17 protein-coding genes are annotated in these 16,200 nt (G+C 36.4%); 14 read left to right on the forward strand and 3 right to left on the reverse strand.

Annotated features, from left to right (window positions below; genetic code table 11):
* The first annotated feature begins 90 nt into the window (after positions 1-90).
* The 13 genes from AB3I20_RS04620 to holA all read left to right on the forward strand — a co-directional run bounded on the left by AB3I20_RS04620 (position 91) and on the right by holA (position 13,862).
* Positions 91-393, forward strand: coding sequence for a DUF1507 family protein (locus tag AB3I20_RS04620; protein WP_368027024.1), 303 nt, complete (start codon positions 91-93; stop codon positions 391-393).
* Between the two features lie 2 nt (positions 394-395).
* Positions 396-1,562, forward strand: coding sequence for an FtsW/RodA/SpoVE family cell cycle protein (locus tag AB3I20_RS04625; RefSeq protein WP_067481268.1), 1,167 nt, complete (start codon positions 396-398; stop codon positions 1,560-1,562).
* Positions 1,563-1,583: 21 nt separating this feature from the next.
* Positions 1,584-5,012, forward strand: coding sequence for a pyruvate carboxylase (locus tag AB3I20_RS04630; protein ID WP_368027025.1), 3,429 nt, complete (start codon positions 1,584-1,586; stop codon positions 5,010-5,012).
* Positions 5,013-5,039: 27 nt separating this feature from the next.
* Positions 5,040-6,167 (forward strand): CAP-associated domain-containing protein, encoded by a 1,128-nt coding sequence (locus AB3I20_RS04635; RefSeq protein ID WP_284590422.1) that lies wholly within the window; start codon positions 5,040-5,042, stop codon positions 6,165-6,167.
* The gene (locus AB3I20_RS04640; protein WP_368027033.1) at positions 6,157-6,588 is read left to right on the forward strand and encodes a YlbF family regulator; all 432 of its coding nucleotides are present in this window, start codon (positions 6,157-6,159) and stop codon (positions 6,586-6,588) included. The genes AB3I20_RS04635 and AB3I20_RS04640 overlap by 11 nt, the downstream gene beginning before the upstream one ends.
* Positions 6,578-6,916 carry a YlbG family protein gene (locus tag AB3I20_RS04645; protein ID WP_067481272.1) on the forward strand — a complete coding sequence of 113 codons (339 nt, stop codon included), beginning with the start codon at positions 6,578-6,580 and terminating at the stop codon, positions 6,914-6,916. The genes AB3I20_RS04640 and AB3I20_RS04645 overlap by 11 nt, the downstream gene beginning before the upstream one ends.
* Positions 6,917-7,041: 125 nt before the next feature.
* Complete coding sequence (gene rsmD / locus AB3I20_RS04650) at positions 7,042-7,602, forward strand: 16S rRNA (guanine(966)-N(2))-methyltransferase RsmD (protein ID WP_067481274.1); 561 nt, start codon at positions 7,042-7,044, stop codon at positions 7,600-7,602.
* Positions 7,599-8,090 carry a pantetheine-phosphate adenylyltransferase gene (gene coaD / locus AB3I20_RS04655; RefSeq protein ID WP_270492452.1) on the forward strand — a complete coding sequence of 164 codons (492 nt, stop codon included), beginning with the start codon at positions 7,599-7,601 and terminating at the stop codon, positions 8,088-8,090. The genes rsmD and coaD overlap by 4 nt, the downstream gene beginning before the upstream one ends.
* Entirely contained in the window at positions 8,080-9,123 is a 1,044-nt protein-coding gene (locus tag AB3I20_RS04660) for a SepM family pheromone-processing serine protease (protein WP_270492453.1), read from the forward strand. Before coaD ends, AB3I20_RS04660 begins: the two co-directional genes overlap by 11 nt.
* Before the next feature lie 204 nt (positions 9,124-9,327).
* The gene (locus AB3I20_RS04665; protein ID WP_270492454.1) at positions 9,328-9,996 is read left to right on the forward strand and encodes a helix-hairpin-helix domain-containing protein; all 669 of its coding nucleotides are present in this window, start codon (positions 9,328-9,330) and stop codon (positions 9,994-9,996) included.
* A gap of 18 nt (positions 9,997-10,014) precedes the next feature.
* Positions 10,015-10,497, forward strand: a complete 483-nt coding sequence (locus AB3I20_RS04670) for a ComE operon protein 2 (RefSeq protein WP_067481282.1) — start codon at positions 10,015-10,017, stop codon at positions 10,495-10,497.
* Positions 10,484-12,784, forward strand: a complete 2,301-nt coding sequence (locus AB3I20_RS04675; protein ID WP_270492455.1) for a DNA internalization-related competence protein ComEC/Rec2 — start codon at positions 10,484-10,486, stop codon at positions 12,782-12,784. Before AB3I20_RS04670 ends, AB3I20_RS04675 begins: the two co-directional genes overlap by 14 nt.
* A gap of 34 nt (positions 12,785-12,818) precedes the next feature.
* Positions 12,819-13,862: a DNA polymerase III subunit delta gene (gene holA / locus AB3I20_RS04680; RefSeq protein WP_067481287.1), complete on the forward strand. Its 1,044-nt coding sequence runs from the start codon at positions 12,819-12,821 to the stop codon at positions 13,860-13,862.
* A gap of 235 nt (positions 13,863-14,097) precedes the next feature.
* Here holA and rpsT read toward each other — a convergent pair whose 3' ends face one another.
* The 3 genes from rpsT to AB3I20_RS04695 form a co-directional block, all read right to left on the reverse strand.
* Positions 14,098-14,352, reverse strand: coding sequence for a 30S ribosomal protein S20 (gene rpsT / locus AB3I20_RS04685; RefSeq protein WP_067481289.1), 255 nt, complete (start codon positions 14,350-14,352; stop codon positions 14,098-14,100).
* 422 nt (positions 14,353-14,774) lie between these two features.
* Entirely contained in the window at positions 14,775-15,044 is a 270-nt protein-coding gene (locus tag AB3I20_RS04690) for a hypothetical protein (RefSeq protein WP_067481291.1), read from the reverse strand.
* A 179-nt stretch (positions 15,045-15,223) separates the two neighbouring features.
* Positions 15,224-15,352 carry a hypothetical protein gene (locus tag AB3I20_RS04695; protein ID WP_256869128.1) on the reverse strand — a complete coding sequence of 43 codons (129 nt, stop codon included), beginning with the start codon at positions 15,350-15,352 and terminating at the stop codon, positions 15,224-15,226.
* A 141-nt stretch (positions 15,353-15,493) separates the two neighbouring features.
* Here AB3I20_RS04695 and AB3I20_RS04700 point away from each other — a divergent pair, with 141 nt between their 5' ends.
* Positions 15,494-16,141 (forward strand): DUF1361 domain-containing protein, encoded by a 648-nt coding sequence (locus tag AB3I20_RS04700; protein ID WP_082904056.1) that lies wholly within the window; start codon positions 15,494-15,496, stop codon positions 16,139-16,141.
* Positions 16,142-16,200: the final 59 nt, after the last annotated feature.

Below are 16,200 nucleotides of genomic sequence, written 5' to 3' on the forward strand. Positions count from 1 at the left end.
ATAAAAAAAGCGAGGAATCCCTTGATTTTACTGTTCGTTAAAAAATCAAGTATGTTATAATGAATAAATTAGAATAGGGGGTAGACATAGATGGATTCTCTAACCAAAGAATTCGCCGTTCATGTATTAAAGGAAGATGCAAATCGGATCAAACGATTGATTCGCAATCAAAAAAACAGTTTGTGTATTTCACAGTGCAAAGCATTTGAAGAAGTTGTTGATACGCAAATGTATGGTTTTTCTCAACAAGTTAGCTTTGCTATTCGTGTGGGAATCATTGAAAAAGACGAAGGACAGCTAATTTTGAGTGAACTAGAGCTTGAATTGAATCAGTTATATAATGATGTTTATCAGGAAAACTATGAAAAAAATGAAAGTGGCAAGGAGGAATAAACTTGCCTAAAAAAGTAAAAAAACGGCATTTAATGGACTATACGATTTTAATTCCCTATTTGATTTTGTGTGCACTAGGCTTGATTATGGTCTATAGTTCTACTTCATATTTATTATTAGAAAATGGTCAAAATCCCATGTCATCGGTGATCAATCAAAGTGTCTTTTGGGTATTGAGCTTAGTGGCAATCGCACTTTTATACAAGATGAAGACAGATGTTTTGAAAAATCAGCGACTCATTATGATTGCTTTTGTTGTCTTGGGACTCTTGTTGATAATCGTGCTATTTTTTGGGAAAGAAGTAAACGGAGCCAAAGGTTGGCTAACAATTGCAGGTTTTTCCATTCAGCCAGCTGAGTATTTAAAAATCATTGCCATCTGGTATTTGTCATTGACGTTGGCAAATCGTCAAAATGGTGTGCAGAAAGATTTTGTGGGTTCGATTAAACGACCCTTAGCATTGGTTCTCGGATTGACAGTTATCGTGGCTATCTTACCCGATTTTGGGAACGCAACAGTAATCTTCTTGATCGTTTTAGTTATGCTTTTAGCAAGTGGTGTAAACTACTACTACACTTGGATTGTCGGAATTGGTGGAGTTGGCTTAAGTATTTTTGTTATTTGGCTGATGAATGTTACGCATGGGAAAATTTTACCTGCACGTTTGCAGTACATTTATAGCCGCTTTTCGATTTTTCAAAATCCATTTGCTGATGAGCTGGATAAAGGACATCAAATGGTCAATGGTTATTATGCAATTTTCAACGGTGGTTTGTTTGGCCGCGGTTTAGGTAATAGTATTCAGAAAAAAGGATTTCTGCAAGAGGCACAAACAGACTTTATTTTCGCTATCGTTGTAGAAGAACTTGGGTTGATAATGGCAGTCTTGATTTTAGCTTTGCTATTTTTCATGATTGCTCGCATTATCTTAGTTGGAATTCGCTCAAGTGATCCATTTAATTCATTGTTATGTATAGGAATTGGCGGAATGTTTTTGATCCAAGTGTTTATCAACTTGGGTGGGATTACTGGCGTTATTCCTTTAACTGGGATTACCTTTCCCTTTTTAAGTCAGGGAGGATCAAGTTTACTGATGCTCTCGGTGTGTGTCGGATTTGTACTTAATATTAGTGCAGATGAAAAACGGAAAAGTTTAGGATTATACTAAAAAAGATGTAGGAGTGGTTCGATGAAAAAGGTTTTAGTTGCTAACCGTGGAGAGATTGCCGTGCGAGTATTTCGTGCTTGTACAGAATTAGGAATTAAAACTGTTGGGATCTACGCACAAGAAGATGAATATTCTGTCCATCGCTTTAAAGCGGATGAAGCTTATTTGGTTGGTAAAGGGAAAAAACCAATTGATGCGTATCTTGATATTGAAGGAATCATTGAAATTGCGAAAGAATGCGGTGCGGATGCCATTCATCCTGGTTATGGATTGTTATCAGAAAATTTAAGCTTTGCTCGTCGTTGTGAGGAAGAGGGCATTATTTTTGTGGGACCTAAACTTCACCATTTAGATATTTTTGGTGATAAGATTAAAGCAAAAACTGCTGCAATTGAAGCTGGAATTGCTTCCATTCCTGGGACAGATGGACCAATCGCAACTGTCGAAGAGGCATTACAATTTGCTGATACTTACGGTTATCCAATCATGATCAAAGCTGCCCTTGGCGGTGGCGGCCGTGGGATGCGTGTTGCTTATGATGAAAAGAGCGCTCGTGAAGGGTATGAACGTGCTAAAAGTGAAGCAAAAGCTGCTTTTGGTAGTGATGAAGTCTATGCAGAAAAATATATTGGTAATCCCAAACATATTGAAGTCCAAATCTTAGGTGATACTCATGGAAATGTGATTCATCTTTTTGAACGTGATTGCTCTGTTCAACGCCGTCATCAAAAAGTCGTTGAAGTTGCACCATGTGTATCTTTAAGTGAAGAACAGCGCCAAAAAATTTGTGAAGCAGCTGTTCAGTTAATGAAACATGTTGGTTATGTGAATGCAGGAACTGTTGAATTTTTAGTGGAAGGGGAGAACTTCTACTTTATTGAAGTCAACCCACGTGTCCAAGTTGAACACACGATCACTGAAATGATCACTGACGTAGATATTGTAACTACCCAATTATTGATTGCTCAAGGAAAAGATCTCCATAAAGAGATTGGGTTGCCACAACAAAAAGATCTTCAATTGAATGGTTCAGCTATCCAGTGTCGAATTACAACGGAAGATCCATTGAACCACTTCTTGCCAGACACAGGGAAGATTGATACTTATCGTTCACCAGGTGGATTTGGTGTTCGTTTGGATGTGGGTAACGCCTATGCTGGTTATGTCGTTACACCTTATTTCGATTCATTGTTAGTAAAAGTGTGTACGCATGCGGCGGATTTTGATACAGCAATCCAAAAAATGGAACGTTGTCTGAAAGAATTTAGAATCCGTGGGGTCAAAACGAATATTCCATTTATGCTAAATGTGATTACTCACCCGGAATTTCAGTCTGGCCATGCCAAAACGACGTTTATTGATAATACACCTCAATTATTTGAATTTCCACGTTTACGTGACAGAGGAAATAAAACAATGAAATATATTGGCGAAATCACGGTGAATGGATTCCCAGGAATCGAAAAAATGGAAAAACCATTTTATGATGAACCAAGAATTCCAACTTCATTGGAACTTCGTCAAGACTATGTGACAGCAAAAAATGTTTTAGATGATCAAGGTGCAGATGGTCTGGTTGATTGGATTACAAATCAAGAGAACCTTCTGTTAACAGATACGACATTTAGAGATGCACATCAAAGTCTGTTAGCTACGCGTGTAAGAACGCAAGAATTCAAGAAAATTGCTCGCTTAACTGGTGAGGCGTTACCTGAATTATTCTCAAGTGAGATGTGGGGTGGCGCAACCTTTGATGTTGCTTATCGTTTCCTAAATGAAGACCCATGGCAACGACTTAGAAAAATCCGTGCATTGATGCCTAACACATTACTACAAATGCTCTTTAGAGGATCAAATGCTGTTGGTTATTCTAATTATCCAGATAATGTTCTAGTTGAGTTCGTACAAGAAGCAGCGGCACAAGGAATTGATGTTTTCCGAATTTTTGATAGTTTGAACTGGACACCGCAAATGGAAAAAAGTATTCAAGCAGTTCGTGATGCAGGAAAAGTGGCTGAAGCAGCAATTTGTTATACTGGTGACATCAATGACCCAAGTCGTGCAAAATATAATGTGCAGTATTATAAAGATATGGCAAAAGAGCTGGAGCAATTAGGTGCCCATATCATTGCAATCAAAGATATGGCAGGTTTATTAAAACCACAAGCAGCTTATCGCTTGATTAGTGAATTAAAAGCAACAACAGACTTACCAATTCATTTGCATACACATGATACTAGTGGCAACGGGATCATTACTTACTCTGCTGCTTCAAAAGCAGGTGTTGATATCGTCGATGTGGCGATGAGTGCAATGAGTGGAAATACGAGTCAACCAAGCATGAGTAGTTTGTATTATGCTTTGGTAAACGGTCCACGTTTACCAGAAATCAATATTGAACATGCCCAAAAACTGAATCATTATTGGGAAGATGTCAGAATGTATTATAAGCCTTTTGAAAATGGCCTGAATGCTCCTGAAACAGAAGTGTATATGCATGAAATGCCTGGTGGACAATATTCGAATCTCCAACAACAAGCAAAAGCTGTTGGTCTTGGCCATCGTTGGGATGAAATCAAGAAAATGTATCATACAGTTAACCTGATGTTTGGAGATATCGTAAAGGTGACACCTTCTTCTAAAGTAGTAGGAGATATGGCGTTATTTATGGTTCAAAATGATTTAACAGAAGAAGCTATTTATGAAAATGGGGATAACTTGAGTTTCCCTGAGTCAGTCGTAACATTTTTCCAAGGAGAACTTGGTCAGCCTGTTGGTGGATTTCCAGAGAAACTGCAAGCAATCATCTTGAAAGATCGTCCAGCATTTACGAAACGTCCAGGATTATTAGCTGAACCAATTGATTTTGAAAAAGTAAAAGCAGAATTGGCAGAAAAAATTGGTTATACTCCTCGCAAAGATGAAGTGTTGAGCTATTTGATGTATCCACAAGTCTTTTTAGATTACCAAACGTCCTATAACCAATTTGGAGATGTTACGTTACTAGATACACCGACATTCTTCCAAGGAATTCGTTTGGGCGAAACAGTGAATGTTCAAATCGAGCGTGGGAAAATCTTGATTATTCGTTTAGATGAAATTGGGGAACCTGATATTGATGGAAACCGAGTATTATTCTTTAATTTGAATGGACAACGTCGTGAGATTCTTATTAAAGACAATTCAATTATCAGCTCAGTTCAAACGAAACGTCGTGCTGAACCAACAAATAAAGAACAAATCGGGGCAACGATGTCTGGGTCTGTTTTAGAAGTATTAGTGAAAAAAGGTGACGTAGTCAAAAAAGGTGATACGTTATTGATTACAGAAGCAATGAAGATGGAAACAACGATCGAAGCACGTTTTGACGGAAAAGTCGAACATGTCTACGTGAGTGCTGGCGAAGTCATCAATTCAGGTGATTTGTTAATCGAAGTGACCGAACAATAAAATTTGATGAAGGGTGGAATTAAAAACGTGAAAAGAGTAGGATTGTTTACTGCCATCTTCTTTTTGGTAGTTGTGGCATTTTACATGGAACCTGTTTTCTTTCCACCTAAGACAGAAATCAAAAATGATCGAACTCAGCAAATAGAAGAAAATCAAATGACAACGTGGAAATATCAGGAGCTTCAAGCGACTGGTTTTTCCACGTACATAGACCAACCCGTTAGCAAGCTTGAAGCGGATTTTGGTAGTGCGTATGATCGATTAGCCAGTGGATTTGGATTTGAAATCAGATATTACCAAGATGCCGAAAAACAGCTTCTCTTAGAAGCAAATATTCAAGAGAACAAGGTGAAAGCCGTTAAGGTACTAAACAGTGCGAATGATCAGATTGCACCATTTTCTTTTGGCATGACGATGCAAGATTTAACAGCTTTTACAACGATTTATACGAATTTCACATTTGATTATCAAAAAGAAGAAATTGGAATCGAATTGATGGAAGAAGATATGAACTACCGTCCCTTGATTGCTTTTGATAACGATACTTTTGCAATTATGTTTTTTGATCAGACAACAAATGGTCTATTTGCAGTAACATATTTGGATAAAGAAAGCTTGCTGAAATTGCTTCCTTATCAAGTTTTTGGTGACAATCTGCCAACCTATCAACTAGATAAAGAAGCAGACTGGGATAAAATCAATCGGGTAAAAGAACAAAAAGGAACAGAACTACTTAATCAACTGAGAGAAGAAGATAGTTTACCTGCTTACCGACAGATGTTACTTTTTGAAGAAAAAACAAAACATGTTTTATCAAGCTTTTTGACTAAACCAGAAGATTACTTAACACCAGAACGAGTAGAAGAATGGCAAGCAGCAGTGACTTCTTCTAAAACAATGAAACGTTTCTCTCTGACTGGTGATGAGTTGACGGATATTCTTGAAAAAAATCAATTGAAGCAAACAACTGGCTTGTTTACGCACCCGATGATTGACCCAACCTTTTCTTTTTTACAGTGGTATAGTGATCCGTATACACACGAGCGTTTTATGAGTGAATCGGCTGATACATTAGCAATTGCCTTTTCAAAAGAAAATGTGTTAGTCTTATTGCAAGAAGAGCAGGAAGAAAGTAGTGATAGCAGTGATCATTAATGAAGAATTATTTTGCTTAGAAGATCAATGTCAACAAGTGGTTCAGCGTATTCGTGAAAGTGAAACATTTCGTGCATATCTGATAAGTAAAAGAGTCATGAATCACTCTGATGAAGTTGAAGAGCTAAAAAAAGATTTTTTAACGAAAAAAGCTAGCTTTGAGCAAATTGCCGATTATGGGAAGTATGTCCCTGATTTTCGAGAAAAACAACGTGCAGTCAGAGCTGCAAAAAGAAAACTAGACTTAACGGATGAAGTGTCAGAGTTTCGGGTAAATGAAACACAATTACAAGGGATTTTGGATGAGATAGGGCAACAACTTGCAAGCGGGATTTCCAGTGAAATCAAAATTAATGCAGGTAGTCCGTTTTTTGAAACAAGTAAACATGCTGGATGCGGAGGGAACTGTCATGCAAGTTGATAAAACTAACTTTGAAATAACGAAACGTCGTGGAATAATCGTTTGGGTATACAGCTTAAAACAATTAAAAAATCTAAAGAAATTTGGGTTACTCCACTATGTCTCAAGAAGAATGAAATATGTTGTTCTTTACTTAAATGAAGAGACATTTGAGCAAACACAAGAAAGAATCCAAAAGCTTCATTTCGTTCGGCGAGTAGAACCTTCTTATCGTCCTGACATTGAAATGAATTTTGCAGAAAAAATTGGTTCTAAAGATGCAATCAAAGATGATGGCTTTGAAATCGAAGAACTAAGCACAGAAATTCGTTTAGCTGAAAATATTTAAGTCATACTTTCATAGATAAAAAAGAGTGAGGACTGTAAGTTACTAAGAAATTGTTTGGTGACTTGCAGTCCTTTTTTTGTCAGGTTTTGGTATACTAGTAAAAGCGAGAAACAAGGAGTGAGCATATGCGAGTTATTTCCGGAGAATACGGCGGACGCCGATTAAAAAGTTTGCCTGGTGCAAATACGAGACCAACAACTGATAAAGTCAAAGAATCGATTTTTAACATGATTGGCCCTTACTTTGACGGTGAGCGAGTATTAGATTTGTTTGCAGGTAGTGGTGGATTAGCAATTGAAGCTATTTCACGAGGCTGTTCACACGCTGTTTGTGTAGATAAAAATTATCAGGCTTTAAAAATCATCAAAGAAAATATTGCAATCACCAAAGAACCAGAAAAATTCACTACATTGAAATTAGATGCTGATCGTGCAATCGAACAATTAGCAAACCAAAAGGAGCAATTTGATTTTCTTTTTTTAGATCCCCCCTACGCAAAACAAAAAATCGTGGATCAAATTGAGAAAATGCTAGAACTTCGTTTGCTCAAACCAGATGCGATTATTGTGTGTGAAACAGATAAAACAGTTGAGCTTCCTGAAACGATTGAAAGTTTGACACAAATCAGACAGCAAAATTATGGGATTACTGCTGTAACTATTTATCGAAATGAGGCGAAAGCATGACACGTGCATTATTTCCTGGAAGTTTTGATCCTTTAACAATGGGGCATCTTGATACAATTGAACGAGGAGCAGAGTTATTTGATGAAGTCATCGTTGGCGTGTTCGTCAACACATCAAAGAAAAGTTTGTTTTCGGCAGAAGAACGAGTGGTGCTGATTACGAAAGCTGTTGCACATTTACCAAATGTTCGCGTGATTCACCAAGAGCATCAGCTAACTGTAGAAACAGCAAAAGAATTAGGTGTTAAAGTGTTGATTCGTGGGATTAGAAATGTGAAAGATTTTGAGTATGAACGAGGTATTGCTCAAATGAATCACCACTTAAATAGTGAATTAGAAACAGTTTTTCTTTTAGCAAAACCTGAGTACAGCCATATTAGTTCAAGTTTGTTAAAAGAAGTACTCTATTTTAATGGTGACGTAAGTATTTATTTACCACCAGTAATCAATGAAGCTTTAGCTAGAAAGCAGGATCAAAATGAAGCTTAAACCATGGATCAAAAGTGTTATTATCGTACTGATTGGGCTAGCGGTGGCAGCCTTTGTAATTGTTCCACTGCCATTTTATATTGAGGCACCAGGGGCAACAATCAATTTAAAAGAACTGATTACTGTTGATGGAAAAGCAGATGAGTCATCAGGTTCGTTTTCTTTGACCTCTGTAGGTATTCGTCAAGCAACAGGTTTATTAGCAGTTAAAGCAAAGTTCACCGATTTTGAAGATATTATTAGTAAAGAAGAATTGACAGGTGGAGCAACGAGTGAAGAATATAATCAGATGCAAAAGTATTATATGGAGTCTTCACAAAATGCGGCTATCGAACAAGCGCTTAAATTAGCAAACCAATCGTACACAATGAAGTTCGAAGGCGTGTATGTGATGAGTGTTGAAAAAAATTCAAATTTCTATGGCAAACTGGCTGTGGGAGATACCGTAACAAAAGTCGATGGCAAAACTTTTAAAAGTTCTGAAGAATTTATGAAGTACATCAAAAGCCAAGAAGTTGGGCAAAGTGTAACAGTGACATTCTTACATGCTGGGGAAGAAAAAGAAGCGACTGGCGACTTAATTAAGTTATCTACAGATAAAAAGCCAGGAATTGGGATTACTTTGACAGATCATACAGAGATTTCATCTGATACAAACGTAAAAATTAATGCTGGTTCCATTGGTGGTCCTTCAGCAGGATTAATGTTTACCTTAGAAATTTACGATCAAGTAACTGGAAGTAATCTTCGACAAGGAAAAGCGATTGCTGGAACGGGTACGATTAACAGTTCGGGAGAAGTTGGTCGAATTGGCGGAATCGATAAAAAGGTTGCAAGTGCAAATCAAGCAGGTATGGATATTTTCTTTGCACCAGATGATACGCTAGATCCTGCAATTAAGAAAAAATACCCAGAACTAAAATCAAATTACGAAGAAGCAAAAGCTGCTGCCGAAAAACTGGACAGTAAAATGAAAATCGTTCCGGTTAAAACGATACAAGATGCGTTAAATTATCTAAAAAAAATGAGCTGATTTAAACACTAGACGAAAAGTTCGGACAACTTGTTCCGGATTTTTCGTTTATTTTTTTGAAAAACAAATGCATTAAGAGCGATGAGATTGTCAAAAAATTGCGAAATAAAAAAATAAAATCTCATTTTGACGTAACTAATTGTGAATGGGGAAGTACCAAATAACAAAATGGGAACAAAAAAAGTGGAGAGGAGCGATTTCCAAATGTTGGCAAAAGTAGTTGCATCGTTGAAAGCACAATTAGCCCAGATCTATCATAAATTTGTCGAATCCCCTAAACTTGTGGTCAGTCTTTTTTTAGGATTAATATTACTTTGTCTGGGTGGAGGGATCTATTTTTTTCAAATAAATACAATGAAAAAACTTCCAGCAACAACGATAGACCAAACAATTTTAACGACTGAGACGACAGCCAAAGAGCAGAGGAGTAGCGCAGTCGAAGAAATATATGTGGATATCAAAGGAAGTGTTAAGTATCCGGGTGTTTATTCTGTGACGCAAAGCCAACGTATAAAAGATTTGCTAACTAAAGCTGGTGGATTGACCGAAGACGCAGATGCGAGTCAACTTAATTTTGCTGCGAAGCTGGTTGACCAACAATTGATTTATGTTCCGAAAATCGGAGAGATTCGTTCACATCCGCCACAGAGTCAAACATCAACAGCCACAGAGTCAAAAATCAATATCAATACGGCAGATATTTCGGAATTGCAAGAATTATCAGGGATCGGGGCAAAGAAAGCGCAAGACATTATCAACTATCGTGAAGAGAATGGGCACTTTAAATCAGTAGAAGAACTACAGGAAATATCGGGAATTGGGGAAAAGACGGTTGAAAAACTAAAAAACTTAGTTACAATAACAATAGACTAACTCACAGAGGTGAAGAAAATGAGCAATGATCGAATTCCTTGGGACCAGTATTTTATGGCCCAATCTGTATTATTATCTTTACGTAGTACGTGTACACGATTAGAAGTCGGAGCGACTTTGGTTAGAGAAAAACGCATCATTGCTGGTGGATACAATGGCGCTGTAAGTGGCGATGTTCACTGTATTGATGAAGGATGTTACATTGTCGACGGTCATTGTCTGCGAACAATTCATGCGGAGATGAACGCTTTACTTCAATGTGCAAAGCTAGGAATCCCCACAGAAGGTTCAGAGATTTACGTGACCCATTTCCCATGTTTGGCTTGTACGAAAGCATTATTACAAGCTGGTATTACTAAAATCAATTATCTACATGATTATCGAAATGATGCTTATGCACTTTCGTTGATTGATCAAATGGGTGCATCAATCCATCAAGTATCACTAGATTCAGCCTACTTCTCTAAACTACAAAGAGAGCTGTCTGGTGAACACGTTTAGTTTAAAACTTTGTCTTGTCCAAAATCGCTTGATTTTTCCTGCGTTGATTTCTGGCTTGATTAGTTTAAGTTATTATACAGAAAGCTGGCAATATCGTTTGATTTTTGCCAGCCTTTTTTTCTGGATTTGTTTAAAAGAAGATCGTTCGATTTTGTTTTTAAGCTTAGTTGGTGGCGCTCTGGTATTTTCATCTTGTTTATTTTTAGAAAAACCAGCGATTCAACCAAAGGTGTCAACTTCCAGTAGCTTCATGATTAACACTGATACAATGCGTGAATCAGGTGATTTTATTACATTGATTGGAACACTGATAGATGAAAAACAGCAAAAAATTCAGTTGAGTTATCGAGTCCAGTCTGAAGAGGAACTGATTCAAATTAAAAATCTTCGAGGAACAGCTTTTATTCTATGGGCAAGCGGTGAGTTCGAAGAGCCTGAACGAGCGCGAAATCCTTATAATTTTGACCAAACCGCCTATTTTAAGAGCCAACGAATAATGGGGAAATTTACAATTCAAAAAGTAAAAAAAATTCAAGAGCATCATACTTGGCGTAATTTTTTACAACGAAAAAGAGCTGCTGGAATCATGCACGTCAAAAAACATTTACCAGATAAAGTAGGGGTGTATGTCAACGCTTTACTATTTGGTTACAAAGATGCGACTTTCACTGACTCCCAAGAAGTGTACCAAGATACGGGCTTGCTTCATTTATTCAGTTTGTCGGGACTACATATCCAGGTCTACTTAGGTTGGATCTATTATGTTTTTAGACGACTGGGAGGGACAGTGCAAGAAAATACTGGTTTCTTGCTGATTATCACACTATGTTATGTTGTACTATCCGGGGGATCTGTGTCTATTTTACGTGCGAGCTTCTTGTTTTTACTTCGTCTAGTAGGGAAGTGTTTTAAGTTACGATTGTCTGCAATGGATCGTTTCGCAGTTGTTATGTGGCTATTGTTGTTGCTGGAACCTTTGACACTTTATCAAACTGGAGGTCAATTAAGTCTTTGGTTTAGTTTTTTGTTTATTATTTTGCCGTTATCTGAAAGAAGGCAAGGCATATTTCAATATTTTATGAAGTTAGCTATCTTTAGCATAGTCATGATGCCATTAATCATTTGGCATTTTTTTCAATGGCCAATTTTTGGGATGTTCTTGACACTACTCTTTTTACCGTTATTTGAATACTTATTGTTGCCGCTTGTAGTTAGTATTTTCTTTTTACATAATTATGTACCAAGTAGTCTTTTATTTGCTTTAAATGAAGGATTAGGTTATTTGGAGCAATTGACGAAGCAACTGACATTTGGCAATTTGATCGTTGGGCGCCCAGATAGTTTACTCTTTTTGTTAACTATGGTATATCTGTTATCTCTTCACACTATTTCTTTTCGAAAAAATGATTTGTTTAAACGGATGATCCTTTCTTTTTTTGTTCCGTTCATTTTGTGTCATGGAACAAAGTTTGATTTGACAACCTCAGTGACTTTTATTGATGTTGGCCAAGGAGATAGCATTCTTTTAAAGGCACCTAATGGACGAGAAAACGTTTTGATCGATACAGGTGGTAAGTTATCCTTTAATAAAGAAAAGTGGCGAGAACGTCCAAAACGAGCATACTCTGATTATAATCTCGTTCCGTTTTTAAAAGGACAAGGAATCAGAACAATTCATCGATTGATTTTGACCCATGATGATACAGATCATGTAGGTGAACTTGCTAATTTAGCAAAACATTTTACCATTGAAACTATTTTTATCGGTAAAGGGTCTGGGAAAACGAAAGAGGTCAAGAACCAGCTGAATCAACTAAAGAAACAAGGGACAATTGTTCAAGAAATAGGTGCGGGGCAAGAAATCACTGGTTATTTTGGACTGCGCGTATTGGCACCTTTGAGTCAAGGAAAGGGGGAAAATGAGGACTCTGTTGTTCTTTTAGCAGAAGTCAATCAACGAAAATTTTTATTTTTGGGAGATTTAGACCAAACAACAGAGGAAAAAATAGCAAAGCGATACCCTCTGCTAAGAGCAGATATTGTCAAGCTAGGACACCATGGAAGCAAAAGTTCAACCAGCCCTTTATTGATGACACAACTTCAAGCAAAATTAGCAATTATTTCCTGTGGAGCAAATAATTTATATGGTCACCCACATCAAGAAGTGTTAACTAGTTTAACGAAACAACACATTGCCTACCGTAGAACAGATAAGGAAGGAATGATTCGTTTTCTTTGGAAACCATTTGATGTAGCAGAGGAAATTCAAACGATGGAAGGCTGGTAATTCAATTCTTGAAATGGTAGGATAAGTTTTGAAAGTGGTGAATAATTTGAGCGTGCAAGCAGACTTACAAAAAATTCGCAAAGAAAAATTACAACCTTGTTACTTAGTTTTAGGAACTGAAAAATTTTTACAAGATCAAGTGCGAGAAGAAATTTTGAAAAAAATACAAGTTGATAGTAAAGATGACTTAAACTTTTTGAGTTTTGATATGGAAAATGCTAGTTTGGACGAAGTAGTCGCAGAGGCGGAAACTCTTCCATTTTTTGGAGAGCAACGATTAGTATTCGTAGAAAATCCTTATTTTTTAACTGGTGAGAAAGTTAATAATGGGATTGAGCAAAATACCGATTTATTAGTCGATTATTTAAAAGCACCATTAGAGTCCACCGTGTTGGTTTTCTTTGCACCGTATGAGAAGCTAGATGAACGAAAAAAAGTAACAAAGCAGTTAAAAAAGACAGCAATCACAATTGATGTTAAGCAACTAAATGAAAAAGAAGTCCGTCAATATTTGATGAACACGCTAAATAACTCAGAAATTGAGATGGATCGTTACGCAATCGATTTATTTTTACGATTAACGGATCTAGATTTATCAAAATTGATGCGAGAACTGCAAAAATTAATGCTTTTTGCACAAGACCAAAAGAAAATCACGACCAAAGAAGTGGAACAGCTTGTGCCTAAAACGCTGGAGCATAATCTTTTCGATATGACACAATATGTGTTAACTGGGAATACAGAACAGGCATTGCGACTATATGAAGATTTAGTCTTGCAAGGAGAAGAAACAATCAAAATCAATGCCATTTTATTGGCACAATTGCGCTTATTACTACAAACAAAATTTTTAATTAAAATTGGCTACCAGCAAGCAAATATTGCAGAAACATTAAAGGTCCATCCTTACCGGGTCAAGTTAGCGATGCAAGAAGTTCGTCGTTTTGACGAAGGATTATTGATACGACTATTTGATCGATTGGTGGAGTTGGATTACCAAATCAAAACAGGGCAAATTGATAAAGAATTAAGTTTCCAACTATTTGTTTTGCAAGCTGGACAATTAGTTAGGAAGTAGACAAAAACATAACTGAACATAGAATTCGTGACATAGGATTCGAGAAAAAAAGTGTATGAAACAATACGTAGTCATTTTTGTTTGGCGCGCTTATTTTGCTTAAATTTATAGATGTGTGTTTAATAAGTCAAAGAAAACAATCAAACAGGGGGTTAGGACAAAACATATTGGTTTTGTCCTAACCCCCTGTTTGATAATCAGCAAATAAAAAAATCGGCATCAGCCGATTCTTTTATTATTTAGCAATTTTTTTGCTTAAACGAGATTTGTCGCGGTTAGCTTTGTTTTTGTGGATTAGACCTTTTGACTCAGCCATGTCGATTGCTTTAACAGCTTCTTTATATAACGCATCTACGTTTTCAGCACCTGAAGCAACAGCGTCTTCAAATTTCTTGACAGCAGTACGCATAGCGCTTGTTTGAGATGAATTCTTTACATTAGCGTTTTCGCTTGTGCGAACGCGTTTAATTGCAGATTCAATGTTTGGCATTAGTTTCACCTCCGATAATTTAAGTTCTTACGCGAGTTACCGCATAATTCAACATTCATTATTATACCTAAAGGAAGCTAGCTTTGCAATATGAACATGACAAGTTTTTTTCCTTAACAGTAAAAGAACGCAATTTTTTTGGTTGTTTATCAATAAATGAATAAAATAAAGCACCTGACAGTGAGCTAGGGAAGTAGGCAACAAAAAAACGCTATTGTGGGAGACAATAGCGTTAACCAAACTAGATTAGATCTATAGTTTAAAACAAAATTTGAATGGGAATGTTTGGTACATGGATATTATATAACAAGTGCTACCGTTTGCAAAGTATTTTTTGAAAAGGGATTACATTCTTGATTTAATAAATGTTTATGATCGGAATCATTAGTTATTTTATAACTTTGAAAATATCATGAAAACAGTTACTCAGGCGTGCCGACGATTTTGATATATTCATCAATATTTTTGATGATCATCTTTTTGATAACTAATTGATTTCTACGGTTCCATTTTCCTGAAACTTCTAGGACATACTTGTTCAATGGTAAGCGTAAAATATATTTAGCTAAATAACGATCTTTTAACAAGCCGTTAATTACGCGATCTTCAAGCTGAAGATTGATGCCAGTTAGCATCATAGGTTGTTCTTGTAGTACATAAGTATCTATTAAAAGACCTTCAAAGGTTTCCATGAGCGTCTTCCTTTCTATTAATTGTAACAATCTGACATCATTTTCTGATGTTCTTAACATTTAGTATAGCAAAAAAAGTGCATTTGAGCCAAAAAAGAAAAGAGTTGTCACCAGAAGTCTTTCGGCTAGGCAGCAACTCTTAAACGAACAAAAGATTGAGAAAAATCAATCGTTGTGATTTAAAATTTAAATTGGAAAACATTTTGGATCAAGTCAGGAAAGAGAACATATGCTAAGCCTAAAATCAATAGAATAGCCAAGACAAACCAGCCAATAGTACCAAAGAAATATTTTATTTTTTCTAACATTGCATTCACCTCCCTATCAGTATACCATGGATTTTGCATAATCATTTATTAAGAAACAGCAAAATATCAATGTTCTTGTTGAAAACTAAGGTGCATTACACGAAAATATTCGTTACAATATGAGAGAAAAGGAGTGGTTTGATGTTTATTTGGTTTGTTCGTTTGTTGACAGCCGCTGTCATGGTTGTCACATTCATCCCAGATACTCCATTAGTTTTTTTACCAGTTAACACGTTTCTTGCGTATCTTCCTATAGAATTATCCTACCAGATTTTGCGAAATAAGACCAAAAAGAGTAGTTATGTATTGTTACCAATCTGGTTACTCTTTTTTCCTAATATCCCTTACTTATTAACTGACTTTGTTCACGTAAAGAGACTGCACATTTATGCGCCAGCCGAGTTAGCTGGGATACCAGATGTTAGACACTGGACGCTGTTCGTGATTTTAGCGTTATTGGTTTTTACGTATGTTTTATTAGGATTTACTTTAGCTGAAAAAATCATTGAAACGTTCCCGCTATTTGGGCAAACGAGAGCATTGAAAAATTGTTCATTGATGATTTTTTCATTTTTATCTTCGCTTGGAGTGTATGTAGGAAGATTTCCACCGAGGATTCATTCAATTTATTTGTTCAAAGAACCTTTGAGGGTCATTCAAATTGTCTTTTTTGAATGGAGTTTTGAAAAATTATTGATTATTTTGTTATTTACTGTTTTTCATCTTTGGTTATTTTTTATGTTTTGGCTTATAAAAAAAGTTGTCATGGAAGCAGAAGGTGTCAAATAAATAGAAAAAAAGCTTATCTTAGTGTGACTCAATCGTCGAGATTACGACTTGTTTTGGGC

The organism is Enterococcus sp. C50 (assembly GCF_040887505.1).
Taxonomy (GTDB): Bacteria; Bacillota; Bacilli; order Lactobacillales; family Enterococcaceae; genus Enterococcus_B; species Enterococcus_B thailandicus.